General features: G+C 43.9%; 18 protein-coding genes and 3 CRISPR repeat arrays (1 of these 21 running past the window's edge). Of the genes, 14 read left to right on the forward strand and 4 right to left on the reverse strand.

The features are described from left to right. Nucleotides 1-1,393: direct repeats of the CRISPR family, unit length 28 nt; unit sequence TTTCTAAGCTACCTATGCGGTAGTGAAG; it begins 137 nt to the left of the window's first position. 41 nt (nucleotides 1,394-1,434) lie between these two features. From NGM44_RS05855 to NGM44_RS05870, 4 genes are all read right to left on the reverse strand, one after another. Beyond that, nucleotides 1,435-2,298, reverse strand: a complete 864-nt coding sequence (locus tag NGM44_RS05855; protein ID WP_371923540.1) for an IS3 family transposase — start codon at nucleotides 2,296-2,298, stop codon at nucleotides 1,435-1,437. Further along, nucleotides 2,259-2,582, reverse strand: a complete 324-nt coding sequence (locus NGM44_RS05860; protein WP_253222813.1) for a transposase — start codon at nucleotides 2,580-2,582, stop codon at nucleotides 2,259-2,261. Before NGM44_RS05860 ends, NGM44_RS05855 begins: the two co-directional genes overlap by 40 nt. Nucleotides 2,583-2,654: 72 nt before the next feature. Next, nucleotides 2,655-4,727: direct repeats of the CRISPR family, unit length 28 nt; unit sequence TTTCTAAGCTACCTATGCGGTAGTGAAG. Nucleotides 4,728-4,734: 7 nt separating this feature from the next. Continuing rightward, nucleotides 4,735-5,598, reverse strand: a complete 864-nt coding sequence (locus NGM44_RS05865; RefSeq protein WP_371923540.1) for an IS3 family transposase — start codon at nucleotides 5,596-5,598, stop codon at nucleotides 4,735-4,737. Beyond that, a complete protein-coding gene (locus NGM44_RS05870) occupies nucleotides 5,559-5,882 on the reverse strand; it encodes a transposase (protein ID WP_253222813.1) in 324 nt (107 codons plus the stop codon). Before NGM44_RS05870 ends, NGM44_RS05865 begins: the two co-directional genes overlap by 40 nt. Before the next feature lie 107 nt (nucleotides 5,883-5,989). After that, nucleotides 5,990-6,617: a CRISPR direct-repeat array (repeat unit 28 nt; unit sequence TTTCTAAGCTACCTATGCGGTAGTGAAG). Nucleotides 6,618-6,898: 281 nt separating this feature from the next. On the opposite strand from NGM44_RS05870, the gene cas1f reads away from it, so the two are divergent. From cas1f to rapZ, 14 genes are all read left to right on the forward strand, one after another. Then, on the forward strand, nucleotides 6,899-7,843 hold the full coding sequence (cas1f, locus tag NGM44_RS05875; protein WP_253222814.1) for a type I-F CRISPR-associated endonuclease Cas1f: 945 nt from the start codon (nucleotides 6,899-6,901) through the stop codon (nucleotides 7,841-7,843). A gap of 116 nt (nucleotides 7,844-7,959) precedes the next feature. Continuing rightward, entirely contained in the window at nucleotides 7,960-11,313 is a 3,354-nt protein-coding gene (cas3f, locus tag NGM44_RS05880) for a type I-F CRISPR-associated helicase Cas3f (RefSeq protein WP_253222815.1), read from the forward strand. Between the two features lie 176 nt (nucleotides 11,314-11,489). Further along, entirely contained in the window at nucleotides 11,490-12,860 is a 1,371-nt protein-coding gene (gene csy1, locus NGM44_RS05885; RefSeq protein WP_253224639.1) for a type I-F CRISPR-associated protein Csy1, read from the forward strand. Continuing rightward, nucleotides 12,857-13,822 carry a type I-F CRISPR-associated protein Csy2 gene (gene csy2, locus NGM44_RS05890; RefSeq protein WP_253222816.1) on the forward strand — a complete coding sequence of 322 codons (966 nt, stop codon included), beginning with the start codon at nucleotides 12,857-12,859 and terminating at the stop codon, nucleotides 13,820-13,822. The genes csy1 and csy2 overlap by 4 nt, the downstream gene beginning before the upstream one ends. Nucleotides 13,823-13,834: 12 nt before the next feature. After that, complete coding sequence (gene csy3, locus NGM44_RS05895) at nucleotides 13,835-14,839, forward strand: type I-F CRISPR-associated protein Csy3 (RefSeq protein WP_253222817.1); 1,005 nt, start codon at nucleotides 13,835-13,837, stop codon at nucleotides 14,837-14,839. Continuing rightward, nucleotides 14,839-15,438, forward strand: a complete 600-nt coding sequence (gene cas6f, locus NGM44_RS05900) for a type I-F CRISPR-associated endoribonuclease Cas6/Csy4 (RefSeq protein ID WP_253222818.1) — start codon at nucleotides 14,839-14,841, stop codon at nucleotides 15,436-15,438. Before csy3 ends, cas6f begins: the two co-directional genes overlap by 1 nt. Before the next feature lie 89 nt (nucleotides 15,439-15,527). Then, nucleotides 15,528-16,331: a nucleoside triphosphate pyrophosphohydrolase gene (mazG, locus tag NGM44_RS05905; protein ID WP_253222819.1), complete on the forward strand. Its 804-nt coding sequence runs from the start codon at nucleotides 15,528-15,530 to the stop codon at nucleotides 16,329-16,331. Nucleotides 16,332-16,369: 38 nt separating this feature from the next. Then, entirely contained in the window at nucleotides 16,370-16,699 is a 330-nt protein-coding gene (locus NGM44_RS05910; RefSeq protein WP_253222820.1) for a ComEA family DNA-binding protein, read from the forward strand. Between the two features lie 206 nt (nucleotides 16,700-16,905). Next, entirely contained in the window at nucleotides 16,906-18,765 is a 1,860-nt protein-coding gene (gene pcnB, locus NGM44_RS05915; protein WP_253222821.1) for a polynucleotide adenylyltransferase PcnB, read from the forward strand. Next, a complete protein-coding gene (gene folK, locus NGM44_RS05920) occupies nucleotides 18,758-19,288 on the forward strand; it encodes a 2-amino-4-hydroxy-6-hydroxymethyldihydropteridine diphosphokinase (RefSeq protein WP_371923542.1) in 531 nt (176 codons plus the stop codon). The genes pcnB and folK overlap by 8 nt, the downstream gene beginning before the upstream one ends. Nucleotides 19,289-19,348: 60 nt before the next feature. Further along, nucleotides 19,349-20,176 (forward strand): 3-methyl-2-oxobutanoate hydroxymethyltransferase, encoded by an 828-nt coding sequence (panB, locus tag NGM44_RS05925; protein WP_253222823.1) that lies wholly within the window; start codon nucleotides 19,349-19,351, stop codon nucleotides 20,174-20,176. A gap of 149 nt (nucleotides 20,177-20,325) precedes the next feature. Continuing rightward, nucleotides 20,326-20,979 (forward strand): IS1595-like element ISEc69 family transposase, encoded by a 654-nt coding sequence (locus tag NGM44_RS05930; RefSeq protein WP_253222824.1) that lies wholly within the window; start codon nucleotides 20,326-20,328, stop codon nucleotides 20,977-20,979. A gap of 60 nt (nucleotides 20,980-21,039) precedes the next feature. Then, nucleotides 21,040-21,882, forward strand: coding sequence for a pantoate--beta-alanine ligase (gene panC / locus NGM44_RS05935; protein ID WP_253222825.1), 843 nt, complete (start codon nucleotides 21,040-21,042; stop codon nucleotides 21,880-21,882). Nucleotides 21,883-21,917: 35 nt separating this feature from the next. Then, entirely contained in the window at nucleotides 21,918-22,874 is a 957-nt protein-coding gene (gene rapZ / locus NGM44_RS05940) for an RNase adapter RapZ (protein ID WP_253222826.1), read from the forward strand. Nucleotides 22,875-22,907 lie beyond the last annotated feature (33 nt).

The following is a 22,907-nucleotide window of genomic DNA, read 5'->3' on the forward strand; positions in this document are numbered from 1 at the left end:
CGGTAGTGAAGCAGTTAATGACACCAATTCCGCCCCATCGTAATTTCTAAGCTACCTATGCGGTAGTGAAGTTTCTCGCTTGCCTTGATTTTCTTGGGCTGACTTTCTAAGCTACCTATGCGGTAGTGAAGGATGGGGCGGACATTGTCGCAGTTGGTGGGGTATTTCTAAGCTACCTATGCGGTAGTGAAGTGTGTTATGGATAGATTTACTTAACAATGATTTTTCTAAGCTACCTATGCGGTAGTGAAGGCAGTTGCCCCATCTGCTCGGGGGTGATTAAATTTCTAAGCTACCTATGCGGTAGTGAAGCCCCAATCCACGCCCACGGGCGGACGGTCAAGTTTCTAAGCTACCTATGCGGTAGTGGAGCTCACTGTTTGAGTCCACGATTACAGCCAGTATTTCTAAGCTACCTATGCGGTAGTGAAGCCACCACCAACCCCACAGGGCGAGACATTGGCTTTCTAAGCTACCTATGCGGTAGTGAAGCAGTTAATGACACCAATTCCGCCCCATCGTAATTTCTAAGCTACCTATGCGGTAGTGAAGCACAACCGACCATAACGCCTGCGATACTTCGTTTTCTAAGCTACCTATGCGGTAGTGAAGATGGGGTTGTAGGGGGTTTACCCCATGCCACGTTTCTAAGCTACCTATGCGGTAGTGAAGGAACTTAGGGACACTATCCAAGACATGAACAATTTCTAAGCTACCTATGCGGTAGTGAAGTTCTGCTAATCTGATCCGCTCCAGCTCCAGTTTTTCTAAGCTACCTATGCGGTAGTGAAGCCGACAGCGTTTTGTCACCGAATGGGTTTTTATTTCTAAGCTACCTATGCGGTAGTGAAGCACAACCGACCATAACGCCTGCGATACTTCGTTTTCTAAGCTACCTATGCGGTAGTGAAGATGGGGTTGTAGGGGGTTTACCCCATGCCACGTTTCTAAGCTACCTATGCGGTAGTGAAGTTTCTCGCTTGCCTTGATTTTCTTGGGCTGACTTTCTAAGCTACCTATGCGGTAGTGAAGGATGGGGCGGACATTGTCGCAGTTGGTGGGGTATTTCTAAGCTACCTATGCGGTAGTGAAGTGTGTTATGGATAGATTTACTTAACAATGATTTTTCTAAGCTACCTATGCGGTAGTGAAGGCAGTTGCCCCATCTGCTCGGGGGTGATTAAATTTCTAAGCTACCTATGCGGTAGTGAAGCCCCAATCCACGCCCACGGGCGGACGGTCAAGTTTCTAAGCTACCTATGCGGTAGTGAAGTTTCGCAGGGTAGTGGCTAGGTTTTTTTGATTTTTCTAAGCTACCTATGCGGTAGTGAAGTTTAATTTACTTTCCAATTCGTGATGATACTTTTTCTAAGCTACCTATGCGGTAGTGAAGCAAGCAGCATAGGGAATAAAAATGGAATTTGTAGTGGTCAACTAATTCAACAGTCCCTGATAAGTTGATTTTGCTGGAACTGGTGCCAGACCTTGATTGTATTGATGTGGACGAATGTGATTATAATACATCACATAGTCTTTGACATCATTCATTGCACTTTCAACATCACGATAACCGCCTTTTGGCATCCACTCATGTTTAAAACTACGAAACCATCGCTCCATTGGGGCATTATCCCAACAATTGCCTCGGCGACTCATGCTTTGGACTAGCTTGTGTCTGTTTACACAAGCTGTAAACTTGTCACTGCCATAAATACTGCCTTGATCGGAGTGAAAGATCATGTTTGGTGTGTGTTTGATGTTTAGCATGGCATGGTTTAATGCATCAATCACTAAATTTGCATCATGACGATTACCAAGCTTCCAGCCCACTACTTGACGATTGGATAAATTAATAACCACTGCCAAATAATGCCACACGCCGTTAACCTTCAGATAGGTTGTATCACCACAAAGCACCGTTATATGAGGCTTAGGACTAAACTGTCGCTCCAGAATATTGTCAAATATTTGGCCATTGTCTTTGTCTTGATAACGCCATTTTTGCGGTTGTTTGCTAAATAAGCCTTGCTGCTTCATAAGCTTACGCACTAAATACAAGCCAACTGTGATACCTTTTGCTTGCAATCGTGCTTTGATACTGCGTTTACCTGCTGAGCCTCTGCTTTCGTCAAAAATGGCTTTTATGTGAGTGGCGATACCAACATGCTTAGCTGGTTTATTAGCCTGTCGTAACTGGGTATAGTAAGCACTTTCACTGACGCCAAATAACTTACATAAACGCTTGATGCCGTGCGATTTTAATGTCTTAATTGCTTGGTATTTTTGCTCTCGAGAGATATTAAAATCGCTGTAGCCTTTTTTAGAATCAGCTTGTCCTCTTCTAGCACTCTGATTCTATCTTCTAGCTCACGAATACGTTGTTGATCAGGACTGATTGGTTTTGAGCCTGCAAGTACATAGCCTTGATGTTCTGCTTTGACTTGGCTTAACCAGCGTCTAAATGATGTTTCACCAACATCCAATTCCTGACAAGCCTGGGATATGCTGTAGCCTTTGTCTGTGACTAATTTTACTGCTTCTAATTTAAACTCTGCACTAAAGCTTCGTCTTGGTCGTCTCATGGTTTATCCTCATTTTTATGATATTGTACCACTTATTGAGGACTGCGGGATTAGTGTACCACTACAATTACATTTCTAAGCTACCTATGCGGTAGTGAAGCATCCGTACCCTGTTTGCCCTTTTTACTGTTCTTTCTAAGCTACCTATGCGGTAGTGAAGGTTCGAGCAAGCATCAGTAAATACAACATCTATTTCTAAGCTACCTATGCGGTAGTGAAGTGGATTGGGCGAAGATGACTATAACATTCTTTTTTCTAAGCTACCTATGCGGTAGTGAAGGTCGTCGAGCTGGAGTTTACCGATGAAGCAAGGTTTCTAAGCTACCTATGCGGTAGTGAAGGAAATAACTTGGCTTAACCATCAACAAAACATTTTCTAAGCTACCTATGCGGTAGTGAAGATCATCTGCTTGTAGTGATGGGTTCTAAATTGGTTTCTAAGCTACCTATGCGGTAGTGAAGAGAATATCGGATGATTTAGACTGTAATTGATATTTCTAAGCTACCTATGCGGTAGTGAAGCAAATTAACTTTACGACGGCTGATTTGTACTTTTTCTAAGCTACCTATGCGGTAGTGAAGGAATCAGGGTTCCGAGCATCCACGATTGGCATTTTCTAAGCTACCTATGCGGTAGTGAAGGCAGTACAAGCACCCAGTATAATTTTTTCTCTTTTCTAAGCTACCTATGCGGTAGTGAAGCCCAAGACATACCCCACGGAAATCATGTCAAGTTTCTAAGCTACCTATGCGGTAGTGAAGTTTTGGAGTGGTACATATAGCGGTGTTGGGTCTTTCTAAGCTACCTATGCGGTAGTGAAGAATCCAAATGGAACAAAAATTGGATACCATGTTTTTCTAAGCTACCTATGCGGTAGTGAAGGATTTGACATACCCCCGATAAATCATATCAAGTTTCTAAGCTACCTATGCGGTAGTGAAGGCCTTTTTCGCTCCGCCACGGCTAGGGTCTTTTTTCTAAGCTACCTATGCGGTAGTGAAGTTGCGTTTCGTGGCAACGGGCGGACTGCTCAATTTCTAAGCTACCTATGCGGTAGTGAAGATATTTCCGCCAATCCGATTTCAACATCATCGTTTCTAAGCTACCTATGCGGTAGTGAAGTGTGTTTTTAGCTTTGTTTCGTTCTCTCACTTGTTTCTAAGCTACCTATGCGGTAGTGAAGATCATAAACCATCCCTTCGATCGGACGCTTAATTTCTAAGCTACCTATGCGGTAGTGAAGAACTGCGTATATGATTATTAGCAAATTCTACGTTTCTAAGCTACCTATGCGGTAGTGAAGACCCAAGCCAACCGCCAACGCATTTTGTCGCTTTTCTAAGCTACCTATGCGGTAGTGAAGAAATTTTGGCGCGCGGCTGATGAACACGAAAGTTTCTAAGCTACCTATGCGGTAGTGAAGGGGGGCTTGTCCCCCTAAGCAAGCCGAAAAGATTTTCTAAGCTACCTATGCGGTAGTGAAGTCATTCTGTGCGTCCTGTGTGTCGTTTTTCTTTTTCTAAGCTACCTATGCGGTAGTGAAGCCCTACTTGCCAATGGCGTAGGTCATTAAGATTTTCTAAGCTACCTATGCGGTAGTGAAGTTAGAATGATTGATAGGGTGGTTTGGGTATTTTTTCTAAGCTACCTATGCGGTAGTGAAGATCAAAATGGCGTGGAAATGTGGATGGGCGTGTTTCTAAGCTACCTATGCGGTAGTGAAGCGAGAAAGCACTCACGATAGCCAAAAATCGTTTTTCTAAGCTACCTATGCGGTAGTGAAGGTTTTTCAGCGTTAGGGTTAGCAGGATAAAGCTTTCTAAGCTACCTATGCGGTAGTGAAGAGGGTACTCTTTGCGTAATTGCTCATATTTCTTTTCTAAGCTACCTATGCGGTAGTGAAGGTCTTGGTTGGTTTCATCGTCTTTTTGCCATTTTTCTAAGCTACCTATGCGGTAGTGAAGAGGTGAAAAAATAGCTGCGGTGGGAATTGGACTTTCTAAGCTACCTATGCGGTAGTGAAGAGAATTTCCCCTTGTTGGCGGTGTTTGCGTTTTTTCTAAGCTACCTATGCGGTAGTGAAGAAAAGAGTACAAAGAGCAGTTTCAGCAATGATTTTCTAAGCTACCTATGCGGTAGTGTAGTGGTCAACTAATTCAACAGTCCCTGATAAGTTGATTTTGCTGGAACTGGTGCCAGACCTTGATTGTATTGATGTGGACGAATGTGATTATAATACATCACATAGTCTTTGACATCATTCATTGCACTTTCAACATCACGATAACCGCCTTTTGGCATCCACTCATGTTTAAAACTACGAAACCATCGCTCCATTGGGGCATTATCCCAACAATTGCCTCGGCGACTCATGCTTTGGACTAGCTTGTGTCTGTTTACACAAGCTGTAAACTTGTCACTGCCATAAATACTGCCTTGATCGGAGTGAAAGATCATGTTTGGTGTGTGTTTGATGTTTAGCATGGCATGGTTTAATGCATCAATCACTAAATTTGCATCATGACGATTACCAAGCTTCCAGCCCACTACTTGACGATTGGATAAATTAATAACCACTGCCAAATAATGCCACACGCCGTTAACCTTCAGATAGGTTGTATCACCACAAAGCACCGTTATATGAGGCTTAGGACTAAACTGTCGCTCCAGAATATTGTCAAATATTTGGCCATTGTCTTTGTCTTGATAACGCCATTTTTGCGGTTGTTTGCTAAATAAGCCTTGCTGCTTCATAAGCTTACGCACTAAATACAAGCCAACTGTGATACCTTTTGCTTGCAATCGTGCTTTGATACTGCGTTTACCTGCTGAGCCTCTGCTTTCGTCAAAAATGGCTTTTATGTGAGTGGCGATACCAACATGCTTAGCTGGTTTATTAGCCTGTCGTAACTGGGTATAGTAAGCACTTTCACTGACGCCAAATAACTTACATAAACGCTTGATGCCGTGCGATTTTAATGTCTTAATTGCTTGGTATTTTTGCTCTCGAGAGATATTAAAATCGCTGTAGCCTTTTTTAGAATCAGCTTGTCCTCTTCTAGCACTCTGATTCTATCTTCTAGCTCACGAATACGTTGTTGATCAGGACTGATTGGTTTTGAGCCTGCAAGTACATAGCCTTGATGTTCTGCTTTGACTTGGCTTAACCAGCGTCTAAATGATGTTTCACCAACATCCAATTCCTGACAAGCCTGGGATATGCTGTAGCCTTTGTCTGTGACTAATTTTACTGCTTCTAATTTAAACTCTGCACTAAAGCTTCGTCTTGGTCGTCTCATGGTTTATCCTCATTTTTATGATATTGTACCACTTATTGAGGACTGCGGGATTAGTGTACCACTACAGTAGTGAAGATGAAAAACCTGCCAAACCTTACAAATGGCTTTTTCTAAGCTACCTATGCGGTAGTGAAGGCCTATGTCCGAAAGGATATAGATAAGCTGATTTTCTAAGCTACCTATGCGGTAGTGAAGCCAATTACGCATATCGACCTTTTCAGCCGATTTTTCTAAGCTACCTATGCGGTAGTGAAGAAAGAAAGGTGCGTGAACTGCTTGGGGGAATGTTTCTAAGCTACCTATGCGGTAGTGAAGGAAAAGTCAGATGATGAAATTCTACACGAAACTTTCTAAGCTACCTATGCGGTAGTGAAGATGTACACTAAGTTATTTAGGGAATTTGCCAATTTCTAAGCTACCTATGCGGTAGTGAAGGAGCGAAGTCAAATGGGGTCGTGTCAATGGATTTTCTAAGCTACCTATGCGGTAGTGAAGGTAGTTGATATGAAAAATAGTGAAACATTAAATTTCTAAGCTACCTATGCGGTAGTGAAGTTAGGTTAATTTAACGCATCTTATCAGAGTGCTTTCTAAGCTACCTATGCGGTAGTGAAGATGGTCAAACATTGGTGGGGTACTCCACTGATTTTCTAAGCTACCTATGCGGTAGTGAAGTATTGGGGTCATGAGCGAGCGTGATACAAAATTTTCTAAGCTACCTATGCGGTAGTGAAGAGTAATTATAAACAAAAAAACTAAGAAATAACAGGGGGTTATGATGGTTTTACCCTTTTTACCCAAACAAAAATCCACCTATTATAACTGATTGATTTTATTAAGTTTTTAAATAGTTATAAAAATAAAGGGTAAAACTTTATTTGTTTGTCATCCAATGATCCAAAGTATAGCATAAATCAAGATAACGGCAAAAATATAAGCTTATAAAATATCAAAACCGGCTTGACAGGGTGTTATTTTGGTGATTAAATTTGATAGTGATATAAGGAAATTTGCACATGAACTCCCTCAAACCCACCGACCTAAAAGCCATTTTACATTCCAAGCGAGCCAATATTTTCTACCTAGAACATTGCCGTGTCATGCAAAAAGACGGTCGAGTGCTATACTTAACCGAAACTAAATACGAAAATCAATATTATAATATTCCCATTGCCAATACCACTTGCATTTTGCTTGGCACAGGCACTTCCATTACGCAGGCTGCCATGCGAATGCTCGCCAGTGCAGGCGTGTTGGTCGGCTTTTGTGGGGGCGGTGCAACGCCACTTTTTTCAGGGGCGGAAATTGAATGGCTTAATCCACAAAGTGAATATCGCCCAACCGAATATGTACAAGGGTGGCTGTCTTTTTGGTTTGATGAACAAAAACGGCTGACCATCGCCAAAGAATTTCAACAAAAACGCATTGAATTTATTCAAAAAATTTGGTCAAAGGACAAGGAGTTACACGAAGCAGGATTTGCCATTGATGACCATGATGTTTTGCAAGCTTATACTAGTTTTCAACATAAAATTTCTACGGTAAACTGTGTCAATGAGTTGCTATTGGCAGAAGCACAAATGACCAAGCAGTTATATAAATATTCTGCAAATCATTGCGGATTGTCATTTGAACGCAATTTTGAAGCGGGAGATTTGGCGAATAATTTTCTCAATCATGGCAATTATTTGGCCTATGGGCTTGGGGCGACAACGCTGTGGGTGCTCGGCATTCCGCACGGCTTTGCGGTTATGCACGGTAAGACACGGCGTGGGGCGTTGGTGTTTGATGTGGCGGATTTAATCAAAGACGCGATTGTGCTTCCTTGGGCGTTTGTTTGTGCTAAAGATGATTTTAGTGAACAAGAATTTCGTCAAAAAATCTTGCAAAAATTCACACAACATAAAGCACTCGATTTTATGTTTGAGCAAGTGAAATCGGCTTCACAATACTTTTCATAGTCATTTGATTCAAAACAATACTTCGTTACCAACGCCCTGATGTACTACTTGTACACTGCGGTCGTTGTCGCCTAGTCTTGTTTTGAATCAAAAAGCCTATGACCAAGGATATAGAAATGATTGTTACCTTTATTTCTCAATGTGAAAAAAAGGCACTCCCACGCACTCGGCAGGTATTGGACGCATTTGCCAATCGGATTGGCGATAATACTTGGCAGACGGTCATTACCGAAGATGGCTTGGCGATGGTCAAAAAATTACTTGCTCGCAGTGCAAGCAAAAGCACGGCGGTCAGTTGTTACCGATTTCATACTCGCAAACACAGCGAATTGGTATGGATTGTCGGCAATCGTCATAAATTTAATGAATGGGGCTATGTGCCTGTGAATCGCACCAAACGCAATATTTTGCACAGCGAATGGCAAAATGATTGGCAATATATCAGTGCCATTCAAATTATGGCGACTTTGTCCGCTTTATTGCACGATTTGGGTAAATCTACACTTGGTTTTCAACACAAACTCACGCACGGCAGTACACAAGGCGACCCTTATCGTCATGAATGGATTTCTTTAAAAATTTTGCTGTGGCTTTGTCAAGATTGCCAAACCGATAATGATTGGTTGCAACGCTTTGGGCAAATTGATGAATGGCTTGCCAAGCAAAACTTATCGGCATTAAATGCCTATTTACAATCTAATCAAGACCACGCCAATTTAGCTCAATTACCCCCATTGGGACAATGGCTAGCTTGGCTTGTGGTCAGTCATCATCGCTTGCCTCCTTTGACCGATGTGTTTTTAAAAGAACAAGTTCGCACCCAATTTCAAAAAGATACCTCAATCTTATATCTTGAACGCTCGCTTGCCAAAATCTATGCAGAGTTTACCGCCAAAGATTATTGGGTCAAAAATCCCAATGTCGTCAATTCTGAAAATTTCTTTAAATTTCAACAATGTGTCATTAATAGTAAAACTTGGCAAAACAGCCTAAAACGCTGGGCAAGAAAAACCCTGCAAGACCCTACATTGCAAGCCTTATCCGCCCAAAATCAGCCGATTGATAACGCCATTTTGCTGTATTTATCACGGCTGTGCTTGATGGTAGGCGACCATAATTATTCATCATTAAAAGACAATGATCCTCGCCGTGTCGCCACAAAATCCACACTTTCTTTACTTGCCAATACTGACCGCAAAACACGCACGCCCAAGCAATTTTTAGATGAACATTTGTTGGGTGTGGCATCATTTACCGCCCATTTTGCACGGTATTTGCCAACCATCAGCGAGCAATTACCGACATTACTCAAACATCGCCCTTTGAGCAAAAACACCGAGATTGAGCGATTTTCTTGGCAAAATCACGCCTTTAAAATCGCCAAAAGTGTGCAAGCTGACAGTGATACGCATGGCTTTTTTGGGGTGAATATGGCGTCCACAGGCTGTGGTAAAACCATCAGCAACGCTCGCATTATGTATGGATTATCGGACGAGAAAAAAGGGGCAAGATTGACCATTGCATTAGGTTTGCGAGTTTTGACTTTGCAAACAGGGTTGAGTTTACGCCAAGATTTGCAGTTAAATGACGAGCAATTAGCGATTTTGGTCGGTGGTGGCGGTGTTCGGCAATTATTTGAAATCAATGAACAAAAAAATCAGGCTGAAACAACTTCCGCTTACGGTAGTGAATCGGCAGAGGAATTGGTGGACGGCTTTGTGGACGGTTCGCCTGATTATCATGCGTTGAATGAACTCAATATTGATACTTTACTGGCGGATAATAAAGCAAAAGATCTGTTGTTTTCGCCTGTGGTTACTTGCACCATTGACCATCTTATGCAAGCTTGTGAATGCAAACGGGGCGGTGGTTACATTGCTCCAATGCTTCGTTTATTGAGTAGCGATTTGATTTTGGACGAACCTGATGATTTTGACCACAATGATTTGCCTGCGTTGGCACGACTTGTGCATTTGGCAGGTGTGTTTGGCTCAAAAGTGTTGTTGTCATCGGCAACGCTACCGCCTGATTTGATTGCAGGCTTATTTGAAAGCTATTTGGCAGGGCGAAAATTGTTCAATCAAAGCCAAAATAAACCCACACCGCAAGTGGTCTGTGCGTGGTTTGATGAACAAAAAAATGGCTCAACAGTCGCACCTTGTGGAGAGATGGAAAATTTCAGACAGCAACATCAAGCCTTTGTTAATAAACGCACCAAATTTTTGCACGCCCAGCCCATTCGCCGTAAAGCTGATGTGTTGCCTGTTAATATTGCCTATCATCAAGATAAACAAGCAAAATTTTATACCGAATTGGGACAAAAAATCATTGATGGAGCAAGCCAATTACATCAATCTTATCATACCGTTGATGAAAAATCAGGCAAATGCGTGAGTATTGGTTTGGTACGACTTGCCAATATCAAACAACTAACACGCCTTGCGTTTTATTTGCAAAATGCCCAACTCCCTGCCGATACGCACATTCATGTGGTGTGCTATCACGCAAGACAGCTTTTGATTTTGCGAAACCATGTGGAATATGCTTTGGACAAAATCTTAAAACGCAATGGCGATGAACAAGCGATTTTTGCTCACGATGAAATCCGTCAAGCGATGGCAAAAAGTCATGCCAAACAGCATATTTTTATGGTGCTGGCAACGCCTGTGGCGGAAGTGGGACGAGACCATGATTATGATTGGGCGATTGTTGAGCCAAGCTCTATGCGGTCAATCATTCAACTGGCTGGGCGAGTGTGGCGACACCGTCCGCAAAAGTTAGCAACTTTCCCTAATTTATTGATATGGCAGAAAAATATCCGCCATTTGCAAGGGCAAACGCCTGTTTTTACCAAGCCGGGATTTGAAGTACCTGAATTGAAATTGCCAAGTTATGAATTTAATGCTTTGATAAATCAAGAATTTTTGGATAAAGTGGATGCTTGTCCAAGAATTGACAAACCGAGTCCATTAAAGCCGACTTTGGCAGGCTTGGAACATCGTTTGATGACGCATTTATTTTCATCAAAAACAACCAATTATGTCAATGCCTATTGGCGAGACGCAGGCGTATCCAATCGGATACACACGCATTTACAGCAAGTTTCGCCTTTTCGCCACAGCACACAGCAAGATGAAGAATGGATACTCATTCCCAAGCAAATTCTTGATGAGAGCGAAACTGGCTTTGATGTGTATGCAAGCGAAAACATTCGTGAACATGGCTTGCATCATGCGAGTAAACACAATCACTATATTCAAATACTGAATTTTGAGTATCAGCACCCACAAATTGATACTTGGCTAGTCGGTGATGTGTATGCGGAAATGGTGCAACTGCACACGCATTTGTCCGAGCAAAGCCTGTCGTATATTGCCATACAGTTTAGCAAAGTGCGACTGAATAGCAACAAACAACAATGGTATTTTTGCCCATTTTTGGGCGTGGTGTCGGAGCGGTTTAGCTCCTAGCCGTATTAAGCAACCTATGCGGTTGAGACATTCAAAACACTATTTTCTAAGCCATCTATGCGATGATTAATTATTGTATCACAACTTTAAATTTTATACAAAATACTATGGTTGATTTTTGTTTTTAAATATGGTGTAATAAAATATCAATAGAAAATAAAAAGGAAGTTTTCGTGATGATAACAAACGACCTTGCCAAAACCGCAGTCAGCCGATTTTTGCAACATCAAATTGACAGCAAGTCAGAAAAATTGCAAAAACAGCTTGCAGTAGCAACAGAAAATGGCGATAAAGCCACGATTGCCGATTTAAACAGTCAAATTCAAGAGATTGAGCAAAAATTTGAAAAAACTGCTTGGCTTGATTTGGCGGTGCATAGCATGGCAAAACAGCTCAAATTTGGCACACACATTTCCAAAGGCATACACCCCGATGCTAAAGGCGACAATGTCAATTTTATCGCCACCGCCCAACGCCCACACACTTTAATTGGTACGCACAGTCTTGCCAATCCTGCATTAGATGCCAATGGGAATGCGGCGGCGTTGCCATTGGCTTCATTTTTTGATTTTGATGTGGCGGACGGTGTTAAAGTGCGTGATTTGATTTTGGCGGATAATGCTGAATTTATTGCGTCTTTGTCTGATAATACAGATACCGCAAGCGAATATCACGCACATTTTAAGCAAATTTTGCAAAATAACATGGAAAATCCAACCACGCATGAACGCAATAAACAGTTGCTTTGGTATACGAGTGGCGACACGGCGGACGGCTTGGACGCACTTCAATATATGACGATTATTCCGCTTTATCCGTCAGCATTAACTTATGAAGTTTATCTAAAAATTAATCAATTAAGATATTCTGATGACAATAAAAAGGCTTTGGAAAATCGCTTTAAACCCAACGCAGAACATACGCCTTATGTGAGTATGCCCAATTTGGCAACTGTGCAATTAGGCGGCTCAAAACCGCAAAATATCAGCCAACTGATGAGCAGACAAGGCGGACGCAATTATTTATTGCCATCACTACCGCCCAAAATTCGCCAAAGTCGTGAATTTGCGTTATCTAAATTTAGCGAAAACTTTTTTGATAGCAAAACTTTAAAATATCATGTTCAAGATGATTTTAAGTATGTCATTGAAGTAGTTCAAGATATTAGAAATAATATTGATGTGCGAGACAAGCGCAAAGACGCGATAGACCGCATTTTGCATACTATTTTTGCCATCGCCCATGAATTGCAAGACAGACCAGCAGGTTGGTCAAAAGAATATGCTTTATCTTTACCGCAAAAATTTTGGCTTGACCCTTATCGTAGCGAACTGGACGGCGAAGAAGAATTTGCCCAAGAAAAAGCCAAAAACGAATGGCAAAAAGTGATTTTAGATGATTTTGCGTCATGGTTTAATCATGAATTGCGTACGACTTTTAAAGAACTTAAATTTGATTTTGCCGATGCCGAGTACATTGAATGGAAACGAGAAATTGACGATATGCAGAAATTTTATGGGCGTGCAGGCAAAGGGGTATTTTTATGAGCAAGCGAGTTGTCGGTTATGCGTTATTGCACAAAGTGGTCATCAATAATGCCAATGCTATTTCTAGCCCCATTACTTTTGGCTTTCCTGCGGGTACGGGGTTTACAGGGGCGATTCACGCTTTATCACGCACCATGATGGCAGATGAGCGATTTGCCAATTTATCTTTGGGCGGTGTGTTGCTCGCGTGTTTTGATTGCACACCCAAAATTTATCGTGAAAGCCCATATCGTGATTACACTTTTAATCAAACACGCAATCCACTCAAAAAAGATGGCAGTACCGCTTCTATTGTAGAAGAAGGTAAATGCAACTTGGTTATGAGTTTTGTCATTGAAGTGTTAGCAGACGATTTACTTTCGCAAGAATTAAGCCAATCATTATGCCAATTTTTATCGCAAGCGATTTTCAGACAGCGTGTGGCAGGCGGAAGTGTGATGGGAATAGGCAAACGGGGCGTGCAATATATTAGCTCGGTACACAAAGATGAAATCATTGCTTTGCTCATGCCTGCGTTTGTACTCATGGACGCAAGCGATGAATTTGGTCAATTGATTGACAACGCCAAAAGCAAAAATCCAAGCGTAACATCGCTTGATGTGTTGCTTGATGTGTGTACATTGCACCATATTCCAGAGTTGGACAAAGATGGCAATACCAAATGGCATACCGAATCCATCAAAACAGGGCATGGTTGGCTGGTGCCTATGCCGATAGGTTATCAGGCAATTAGCGAAATTTTTCAGGCAGGCAAAATGGCAAATGTACGCAATCTGGAATATCCAAGCCAATATGTAGAAGCGATTTATGGCTTGGGCAAATGGGTCTATCCACATCATTTAAAAGACAACATTGACACCGCTTTTTGGCGACAAGCATATGACGAAACAGGCTTGTATTTCATTACCCAAGCGAATTTAGACAAACAGCAAAACACCCTTTCTTGGCAATTTTTAAAATAAACGGAGTATCTTATGAGCAAATTAACCACCGCCAGCGTTTTGGCATTTGAACGCAATTTGGACATTTCTGATGGCTTTATGGCACAAAAAAATAGCCAAGATGATAACAGCCCAGTTGTGCCTGTGCGTATTCAAGAAAAATCCATTCGTGGCACGATTAGCAATCGTTTGAAAAATGCCATCACCAATGACCCTGCCAAATTGGACGCTGAAATTGAAAAAGCCAATTTGCAAAAAGTGGATTCTGCGTCTTTGTTGGAAGAAAATGATACGCTCGTTGTGTCGTGGACTTGTAAAGTATTACCCTTTGATGGCAAGCCCAATGTGTGCAATAAGCAAGATTATCAAGCCAAATTATTGGGAGTGGTGCAAGGTTATCTGCAAGAACATGGCGTAAAGACATTGGCACATCGCTATGCAACCAATATCGCCAATGCTCGTTGGTTGTGGCGTAACCGTGTCGGCGCAGAAAAAATCACGGTTAGCGTAACATGCAAATTAGCCGACAAAGAGCAAACTTTAACCTTTAATGCAAAGGATATTTTGGTACGCAATTTTGAAACAAATAATGATGATTTGGCGACTTTGGCAAATTGGATTGAACAAGGTCTGACCAATCAAGCCTTTATTATTTTGAATATTAAAGCAGAAGCGATTGTGGGCTTTGGTCAAGAAGTCTATCCATCACAAGAATTGATTTTGGATACAGGCAAAACCAAAAGCAAAGAATTGTATAAAATCAATGACAAAGCAGGTATGCACTCGCAAAAAATCGGCAATGCCATTCGCACGATTGATGATTGGTATCCGAATGCTGAATTTCCGATTGCGGTTGAGCCGTATGGTGCAGTTACAACAATGGGAACAGCATTTCGCCAGCCCAAACAAAAGCAGGATTTCTACACGCTTTTTGATAATTGGGTATTAAAAGATGAAAAACCAAGCGTTGAAAATCAGCATTATGTGATGGCGGTTTTGATTCGTGGCGGTGTATTTGGAGCGAGTGGGAAGGAATAATGAAATTTTATCAAGAAATGACCTTATTGCCCGATTCGGAAATTAGTCCTTATTTTTTGTGGACAAAGGTTTATACTCAATTACATATTGCGATTGCCGATGTCAAAAATACGCATGGTGTTCATGCGATTGGCGTAAGTTTTCCCAATTATCGCTATAGCAATGATAATGGCAAAATCTCAGGCACTTTGGGGCGTAAATTGCGTGTCTTTGCCCAAAGCGAAGATGAATTGGTCAAGCTGGATTTAAGCAAACAGCTTGAACGCTTGACAGACTATGTACACATCATCAGTATCAAACCAGTTCCTATCGACAAAATTACAGGTTATGCACAGTATTATCGCGTGATGCCGAAAATGCCACTTGAGCAGCGCATCGCGCACCAAGCCAAGCGACACGGCGTGTCATTAGAAGAAGCCACCGCGCATCTGAAAAACTACCAAACGCCGCCCACCAGTGAGCCGTTTATCCGCCTGACTAGCCACAGTACAGGGCATGAGTTTTCGCTGTATATTGGCAAGACTATCACAGATAGCACAGGCGATGGTCATTTTGGTACTTATGGGCTCAGCCGTAGCGCAGGCGTGCCTGAGTTTTGATTGTAAGGTTTAAAAAGCAAATCAGCTTAAAAATACCAAGAAAATGGTGTAAAATTTAGCAGTTATCAAAACCCAAAAAAGGACAACACATGACCCCAAGCCGTGATATTGCTGATTTGCTTGATTTGATGGCGCGCCTTCGTAGCGACTGCCCGTGGGATGCCAAGCAGACCAACCAAAGCCTTACGCCTTATGCCATCGAAGAAGCTTATGAGCTTGCCGAAGCGATCGCGCTTGGAGATATGGACGATGTCAAAGGCGAGCTTGGCGATGTGCTGTTGCAGGTCGTATTTCACGCGCATCTATATGCCGAGCAGGACAAGTTTGATTTTGGTGATGTGATTTATACCTTGATGGAGAAATTGATCCGCCGCCATCCCCATGTTTTTGATAAAGAAAATCTAAAAACTGATGAAGATGTCAAACGCCGCTGGGATGAGATCAAAGCCATCGAAAATCAAGGCAAGCCGCCACGCCGAGTTCTTGATATCAAAGCAGGCAGCAGTCTGATGCAAGCGCAAGCGGTACAAAAAGCAGCGGTTAAAGTTGGCTTTGATTGGGACGACATCAGTGGCGCGGTACAAAAGCTGCATGAAGAGATTAGCGAGCTGACCGAGCTGATCTGTGATACAGATGGCAATTATCTGGATAAAAAAGACATTGATAAACAAAAGGCTAGCGATGAATTGGGCGATTGTTTCTTAAGCCTTGTCAATATCGCGCGCAAGCTTGACATCGACAGCGAGATGGCGGCATTGGGCGCGGTGATGAAGTTCAAGCGACGCTTTGGCTTTATCGAAGATGAGCTAGCAAAGCGTGGCAAGCGACCCAAAGACAGTGATTTATCCGAGATGGATCGGCTGTGGGATTTGGCAAAGACGCAGGGCTTGTAATGACTTTGCTGACTGTTTATCGATTTACTATAGGATTATTGTTAATAATTTCTCATCAATCCATCGCACAATCCATCATCAAAACCACCGAGCAGACCGCTGCCAAATGCTATCCTGATGTGATGAGCGCGTATCAAGTCTTGGTGCAAAACGAGCGTAAGGCAAGCGCAGGCGTGGTGAATATCAATACCGCAAGCGTCGCAGACTTGGTGGCTTTGACTGGTATCGGGCATAACAGCGCGGCTGCCATCGTCGAGTACCGTAACAAGCACGGACGATTTACTTCAGTGGATGAATTAGCCAAAATCAAAGGCATCGGCAAGGCGACGATTGACAAAAATCGCCACAGACTTGCCGTAATGCACTGAGTTTCAATGGCTGATCATTCATCATTTTTTAGCCAAATTTCACCCATTTTCCATCCAGCTTTGATCATCGTCCAAAAATTGTATAAAAAATTTTGCAAATGCCCGACAAATCACCTTTTTTATTCGCTTTTTTGGTGCAAACGCGTTAAAATAAAGGGTTTGATAAGAGTTATTAATCAGGGTAAATCCCACCACAAGGAGTAGGCATGGGCAGATCGCCTAAAAAGCCAAAACAACATAAAATCATCCGCACCACGCATTCGGCGAAATCCTTGCAGCTGCAAAAAGGCAGTCTGCCGCACAGCATCGTCGAAGTGGTCGGCACACTACAAAAAGCAGGCTTTGAAGCATATATCGTCGGTGGCGGTGTGCGCGATAGCCTGCTTGGGCTTTTGCCCAAAGATTTTGATGCGGTGACGGACGCGCGCCCCCACGAGATTAAGGCGATTTTTGGGGGTCGCTGCCGTATCATCGGGCGTCGTTTTCAGCTTGCCCATGTTTATTCGGGTCGTGAGATGATCGAAGTGGCGACTTTTCGTGCGCCGCCGAAGGACGACACACACACCACCGATGAAGGAATGCTGACGCGTGACAATGTCTGGGGGACGATTGAGCAGGATTTTGCGCGCCGAGATTTTAGTATCAATGCCTTGTATTATCAGCCGCTGAAGGGCGAAGTGATCGACTTTTGTGGCGCACTTGATGATGTGGAAAATAAGGTGCTGCGTCTGCTTGGCGATGCGCGAGTGCGTATCGAAGAAGACCCTGTGCGCCTACTGCGTGCTTTGCGATTCAAGGCGAAATTGGGCTTTGAATTTGATCGCGATTTGGCGGCGCAGTTTCACGCGGAGAACTGGGCATTGCTTGAGCAGGTGTCTGCGCATCGACTGTATGATGAGACCCAAAAAATGTTCGGCGGTGGCTATTTGACGCCATTGCTGCCGCTGTTGTTCGATTCAGGCGCGATGGCAAGTTTGATGACTTATCCGCCTGAAGCGCCGTCGGCACTGATGATGGCGGTTGCCAAAAATACCGATCGCCGTATCAATGGCGGCAAAAGTGTCAATCCTGCCTTTGTTTATGCGGTGTTGCTGTGGGGTAATTATCTATATCAATTGGCGAAGTTTAAAAAGCGTGGCTTGCCATTTCATGAAGCGCAGCTTAAGGCGGCTGAAAAAACCATCGACACCCAAAGGCTTAAAACCGCGATTCCAAAATTCGCCGAGCAGTTCATCACCGATATTTGGATGCTGCAGCCTAAGCTTGTCAATCCGCGCATTAAGGACATTGCCAACCTTGAGCGACTGCCGAAATTTCGCGCGGCATTTGACTTTTTGGTCTTGCGCGAAAGCTTTGATGATCATCCGCTGACCGAGCCAACCAATGGCATGGCGGCATGGTGGCAAACTTATCAAGATGCTGGCAGTGGACATCGTGCGATGATGATCGAAGAATTTGGCAATGATGTCAATGCGCCAAAACGCCGCCGTAATCGCGGTAAAGCCAGTCAAAATCCTGAGCTTGAGCAGCTGCGAGAGCTGTCACTGCGTGATGAAGTCATCACCACGCGCCCTGAGCCGCTGTTTGTGATTGATGATAAATCAGCCAAAGCCAATAAAGATACGATTCAAAGCACCGAGCGATATGCGCCGCCTGCGCCTGTGTTTGCCACGGTGACTTATAGCGAAGAAGATTTTGCCAAATTGCTTGCCAATGATGAGCCGTACATTCCGCCATCGCGCCATCGTAAGCGCAAGCCATCGTCAAGCTTATCCTTGGTCGAAAAAGCTGCTGGCATAAGCGAAGAGATGCTTGAAAATACCGATACGCCCAAGCACCACCGCAAAAGCGCTGCGACAAAGACAGTGACAAAGGCAACGGTAAAGACAGTAGCGAAAGCTGCCGAGATCATCGCTGATGCTGCTGAACTGACCGCGCAAGGCGATGTCTTGGCTGCACCCAAAAAACGCAGCAAAAAACAAGCGGTAGAAGAAGCAGCTGACAAGCCCAAACGCCGCCGCAGCCGCAAATCCAATGCCAAGCCAAAGGCGGATGATGATGTCTAAAATCACTTGCTTTATCGGCTTGGGTGGTAATATCAGCAATGAGCTGGGCAGCCCTGTGGATCATATTCGCCATGCGGTGCAAGCTTTTGAAAATGCTGAAGATTTTAGCAATGTCGTCGTATCGTCCCTGTACCGATCAGCGGCGTATGGCGTGACTGATCAGCCTGATTTTTATAATGCGGTGCTGATGGCGCAGACGACGCTTGAGCCGCTAGCTTTGCTTGATTTTTGTCAAAGTCTTGAGCAAGGTGCGGGGCGTGTGCGCCTGCGTCATTGGGGAGAGCGCAGCCTAGATGTCGATGTGCTGCTGTATGGTGATCAGCATATTGATACCGAGCGGCTGACCGTGCCACATCGTGAGCTGTATCTGCGTAATTTTGTGCTGATTCCACTGCTTGAGATCGCACCCAGTACGCAAATCAATGGCGCGCCACTTGCTGATCTGCCTGCTGCCAAGGACATGGCAGGGATTGAAATATTGACCGATACCTCCATAAAGGGAATTCATGACGCTGTGATTTGATGCCTTAGGCGTTGTTTCACTGTGTGGCGACCATCACTCATTTACCCAAGGATACCATCCATGAGCTATCTAGCCGATGCCCCAAAGCCGCCAGTTAATTTATCTACACTAAAAAAACTCAAAGCCAATGGTGAGAAATTCTCTTGCCTAACTTGCTATGATGCCAGCTTTGCCCATGCGATGAACCAAGCGGGGATTGAGACGATTTTGGTCGGTGATAGCCTTGGCATGGTGGTGCAAGGACATGATTCTACCTTGCCTGTCAGTGTCGCGGACATGGCGTATCATACCGCGAATATCAAGCGCGCGAACACTTCAGCGCTGATCTTGTGCGATTTGCCATTTTTAAGCTATTCTACATTAAATGATGCCATCGAGAGCAGCCGTGCGGTAATGCAAGCAGGCGCAAATGTTGTCAAAATTGAAGGCGGTCGCGAGCTTGCTGAGACAGTCAAGGTGCTTGCCGCAGCAGGCGTGCCAACTTGTGTGCATCTAGGGCTAACACCACAGCTGGTGAATGTCTTTGGCGGTTATAAGGTGCAGGGCAAAACCGATGCTGCCGCTGCCAAGCTTTTAGAAGATGTTAAGATCTTGGTCGCGGCAGGCGCAGCGATGGTACTGCTTGAGTGTGTGCCTGCTGCCCTTGCCAAGCAAGTTACCGAGATGGTTGCTGTGCCTGTGATCGGTATCGGCGCAGGTGTGGATACAGACGGTCAGGTGCTGGTCATGCATGATATGCTCGGCATTTATACGCGTAAGCCTGCCAAGTTTGTCAAAAATTTCATGACTGACAGCAGTAACCAAACAGGTGACATCACAGGGGCGTTCGCTGCGTATCATCAAGCGGTGAAAGATAAGCGCTTCCCGAGCGTTGAACACACCTTTTAATTATTTATTATAACTATAGGGTCTATAAAATTCAAAATAATACTGCGTTGGCTCGTCTTGCTGTACTAATGTACTATCGTAGGCTTGCCGCCTAGTCTTATTTTGTTTTTGGGGCTGTACTAGATTAGCAATAATGCTATACTAGTTTTATGAAGATAACCCGTTGTAAATTAAGTAAAAAAGTTCAAGTTAAACTGCTTGAATTTTTTGTGCTTGAAGTCACCGCAAGATCAGCTGCTGATTTGTTAGAGATACATCATAATTCAGCTGCTTTGTTTTATCATAAAATTCGCTTGGTGATTGAATATCGCTTAAACCTTGAAGCTTGTGAATTATTTGACGGTGAAGTAGAATTGGATGAAAGCTATTTCGGTGGCATTCGTAAAGGCAAGCGTGGACGGGGTGCTGCTGGCAAAGTTGCCGTATTTGGTCTTTTAAAACGCAATGGTAAGGTTTATACTGCCTGTGTTAAAGATACCAAAGCTAAGACATTAATGCCTATTATTGCCAGTAAAATCAAACCTGATAGCGTGGTTTATACAGATAGCTATCGAAGTTATAATGCTTTAGATGTGAGTGATTTTAAACACTTTAGAATTAATCATTCCAAAGAATTTGCAAACAATCATAATCACATTAACGGCATTGAAAACTTTTGGTCGCAATCCAAACGCATTCTAAGAAAATATAACGGTATTGACAAAAAGCATTTTCATTTATTTATCAAAGAATGCGAGTTTAGATTTAACTATGGCACACCATCCAATCAATTAAGATTGTTAAGAAAATGGTGTGGGGTTTAGGGGTTTATCTAGTACAGCCCCTTGTTTTTTATACGACCATAAAATAAACAGGATAGGTTCATGCAAATTTTTCACAGCATTGATAAGCTGCGCCAAGCATTATCTCAAGCATCTGGCAAGATCGCACTTGTGCCGACGATGGGCAATCTGCACGCAGGTCATTTAAATTTGGTTAAGATTGCCAAGGCGCACGCCGATGTCGTGGTGGTGAGTATTTTTGTCAATCCGACGCAGTTTGGTGCAGGTGAAGATTTTGACAGTTATCCGCGCACGCTCGATGCTGATGTCACCGCGCTAGAGACGGTGGCGGCTGACTTTGTATTCGCGCCAAGTGTTGATGAGATGTATCCGACTTATCCGCCGAGTGTGCAGGTTTTATCAGGCGAGATCACCAAGCTGTTGTGCGGTAAATCGCGCCCGACGCACTTTGATGGCGTGGGCTTGGTGGTGAGCAAACTGTTTAACATCGTGCGTCCTGACATCGCTGTCTTTGGCAAAAAAGACTATCAGCAGCTTGCCATCATTCGTCAGCTGAACGATGAGCTGAATTTTGGCATCGACATCATCGGTGCTGAGATCGTCCGTGCTGATGATGGGCTTGCCTTATCATCGCGCAATCAGTATCTGACCGCCGATGAGCGCGCGGTCGCCCCTGTGTTATCACAAACCTTGCAAGCGGTGGCAAAAGCGCTACAAACTGCCGACATCATGGATTATGATGCTCTGATCGATGCCGCCAAAGCCAAGCTGCAAGATGCAGGCTTTGTGGTGGATTATTTAGAAATTTATAACCAATCGCTCAAAACCGTCAGCCAAAGCGATGACAAACTGGTGATTTTGGCGGCGGCGTGGCTTGGTAAGGCGCGACTTTTGGATAATCTAGAAGTGGTGCTTGCGCGCTGATAAGCGATCAAAAACATGAATAAAATTGGTAAGTTATGGACAATATCAGCACAAACAGCTTCCAAGATGACTTAAATAATACTGCCATCACAGGTTGCGCAGCTCATGCGCCGACATCGATTGTCATTGTTTCAGGTCGTAGCGGCTCGGGCAAGACATCGGTGCTGAATATTTTAGAAGATTTTGGCTATTATGTGATTGATAATCTGCCATTGTCGCTCGTGGTGGATGCTTTTGCGCGTCTAACTTGCGAAAATGGTGTCATCAAAATCGCACTGGGCGTCGATGCGCGCGTACCACAGGCGGATCTGTCCAGCTTCCCAAGCGTGCATGAGCAGCTGGTGCAAAGCTATGGCGAGCATGTGGTCAAGGTGTTGTACACCACAGCGAGTGAAGCGGTATTGGTTGCGCGCTTTGGGGCGACGCGCCGTGTGCATCCCTTGGTGATGGCAGGTGTGGCGGGCAATCTGCCTAAGGCGATCCATAGCGAGATTGCGCTGCTTGAGCCGATTGCGCAGTTTGCTGATATTAAGATTGACACAAGCCAATTGAACACCCACGAGCTTAAAGAAAAAATCCGCGATCACTTGGGTGTAGATACGGCGGTGACGGTCAATTTATTGTCGTTTGGCTTTAAATATGGCGCACCGATTGATTCGGACTTTGTGTTTGATGTGCGCATTTTGCCCAATCCGCATTGGGATGAGCATTTGCGCGAGCAGACGGGCGAAGATGCGGCGGTTCAGGCATTTTTTGCCAAGTATCCACAAGTCGATGCCATGGCAGATGACATTGCCGATTTTCTTGCCAAGTGGCTGCCTGAGTTTGTGCATAATAATCGCCACAGCGTCACGGTTTCTATCGGCTGCACAGGCGGCAAACACCGCTCAGTCTATGTGCTGCGCGCGGTGGAAGCGCGACTTGCCACGCGTCTGCCTGCGACGATGAAGATTAAGGCGAAGCACCGTGAGAAGCGTTTTTGGTGCTGTTAGGTTGTGATGATTATATTTGATAAATTGATGAAA

The sequence above is a fragment of the Moraxella sp. FZFQ2102 genome, assembly GCF_024137865.1.
GTDB lineage: Bacteria > Pseudomonadota > Gammaproteobacteria > Pseudomonadales > Moraxellaceae > Moraxella.

Excerpts from the sequence above, each read along its gene's own strand:
- pcnB (WP_253222821.1), top strand. The coding sequence starts at position 16,906 with ATGGGCAGATCGCCTAAAAAGCCAAAACAACATAAAATCATCCGCACC.
- folK (WP_371923542.1), top strand. The coding sequence starts at position 18,758 with ATGTCTAAAATCACTTGCTTTATCGGCTTGGGTGGTAATATCAGCAAT.
- cas3f (WP_253222815.1), top strand. The coding sequence starts at position 7,960 with ATGATTGTTACCTTTATTTCTCAATGTGAAAAAAAGGCACTCCCACGC.
- NGM44_RS05930 (WP_253222824.1), top strand. The coding sequence starts at position 20,326 with ATGAAGATAACCCGTTGTAAATTAAGTAAAAAAGTTCAAGTTAAACTG.
- cas6f (WP_253222818.1), top strand. The coding sequence starts at position 14,839 with ATGAAATTTTATCAAGAAATGACCTTATTGCCCGATTCGGAAATTAGT.
- panC (WP_253222825.1), top strand. The coding sequence starts at position 21,040 with ATGCAAATTTTTCACAGCATTGATAAGCTGCGCCAAGCATTATCTCAA.
- csy1 (WP_253224639.1), top strand. The coding sequence starts at position 11,490 with ATGATAACAAACGACCTTGCCAAAACCGCAGTCAGCCGATTTTTGCAA.
- cas1f (WP_253222814.1), top strand. The coding sequence starts at position 6,899 with ATGAACTCCCTCAAACCCACCGACCTAAAAGCCATTTTACATTCCAAG.
- mazG (WP_253222819.1), top strand. The coding sequence starts at position 15,528 with ATGACCCCAAGCCGTGATATTGCTGATTTGCTTGATTTGATGGCGCGC.
- NGM44_RS05870 (WP_253222813.1), bottom strand. The coding sequence starts at position 5,882 with ATGAGACGACCAAGACGAAGCTTTAGTGCAGAGTTTAAATTAGAAGCA.
- csy2 (WP_253222816.1), top strand. The coding sequence starts at position 12,857 with ATGAGCAAGCGAGTTGTCGGTTATGCGTTATTGCACAAAGTGGTCATC.
- csy3 (WP_253222817.1), top strand. The coding sequence starts at position 13,835 with ATGAGCAAATTAACCACCGCCAGCGTTTTGGCATTTGAACGCAATTTG.
- panB (WP_253222823.1), top strand. The coding sequence starts at position 19,349 with ATGAGCTATCTAGCCGATGCCCCAAAGCCGCCAGTTAATTTATCTACA.
- NGM44_RS05860 (WP_253222813.1), bottom strand. The coding sequence starts at position 2,582 with ATGAGACGACCAAGACGAAGCTTTAGTGCAGAGTTTAAATTAGAAGCA.
- rapZ (WP_253222826.1), top strand. The coding sequence starts at position 21,918 with ATGGACAATATCAGCACAAACAGCTTCCAAGATGACTTAAATAATACT.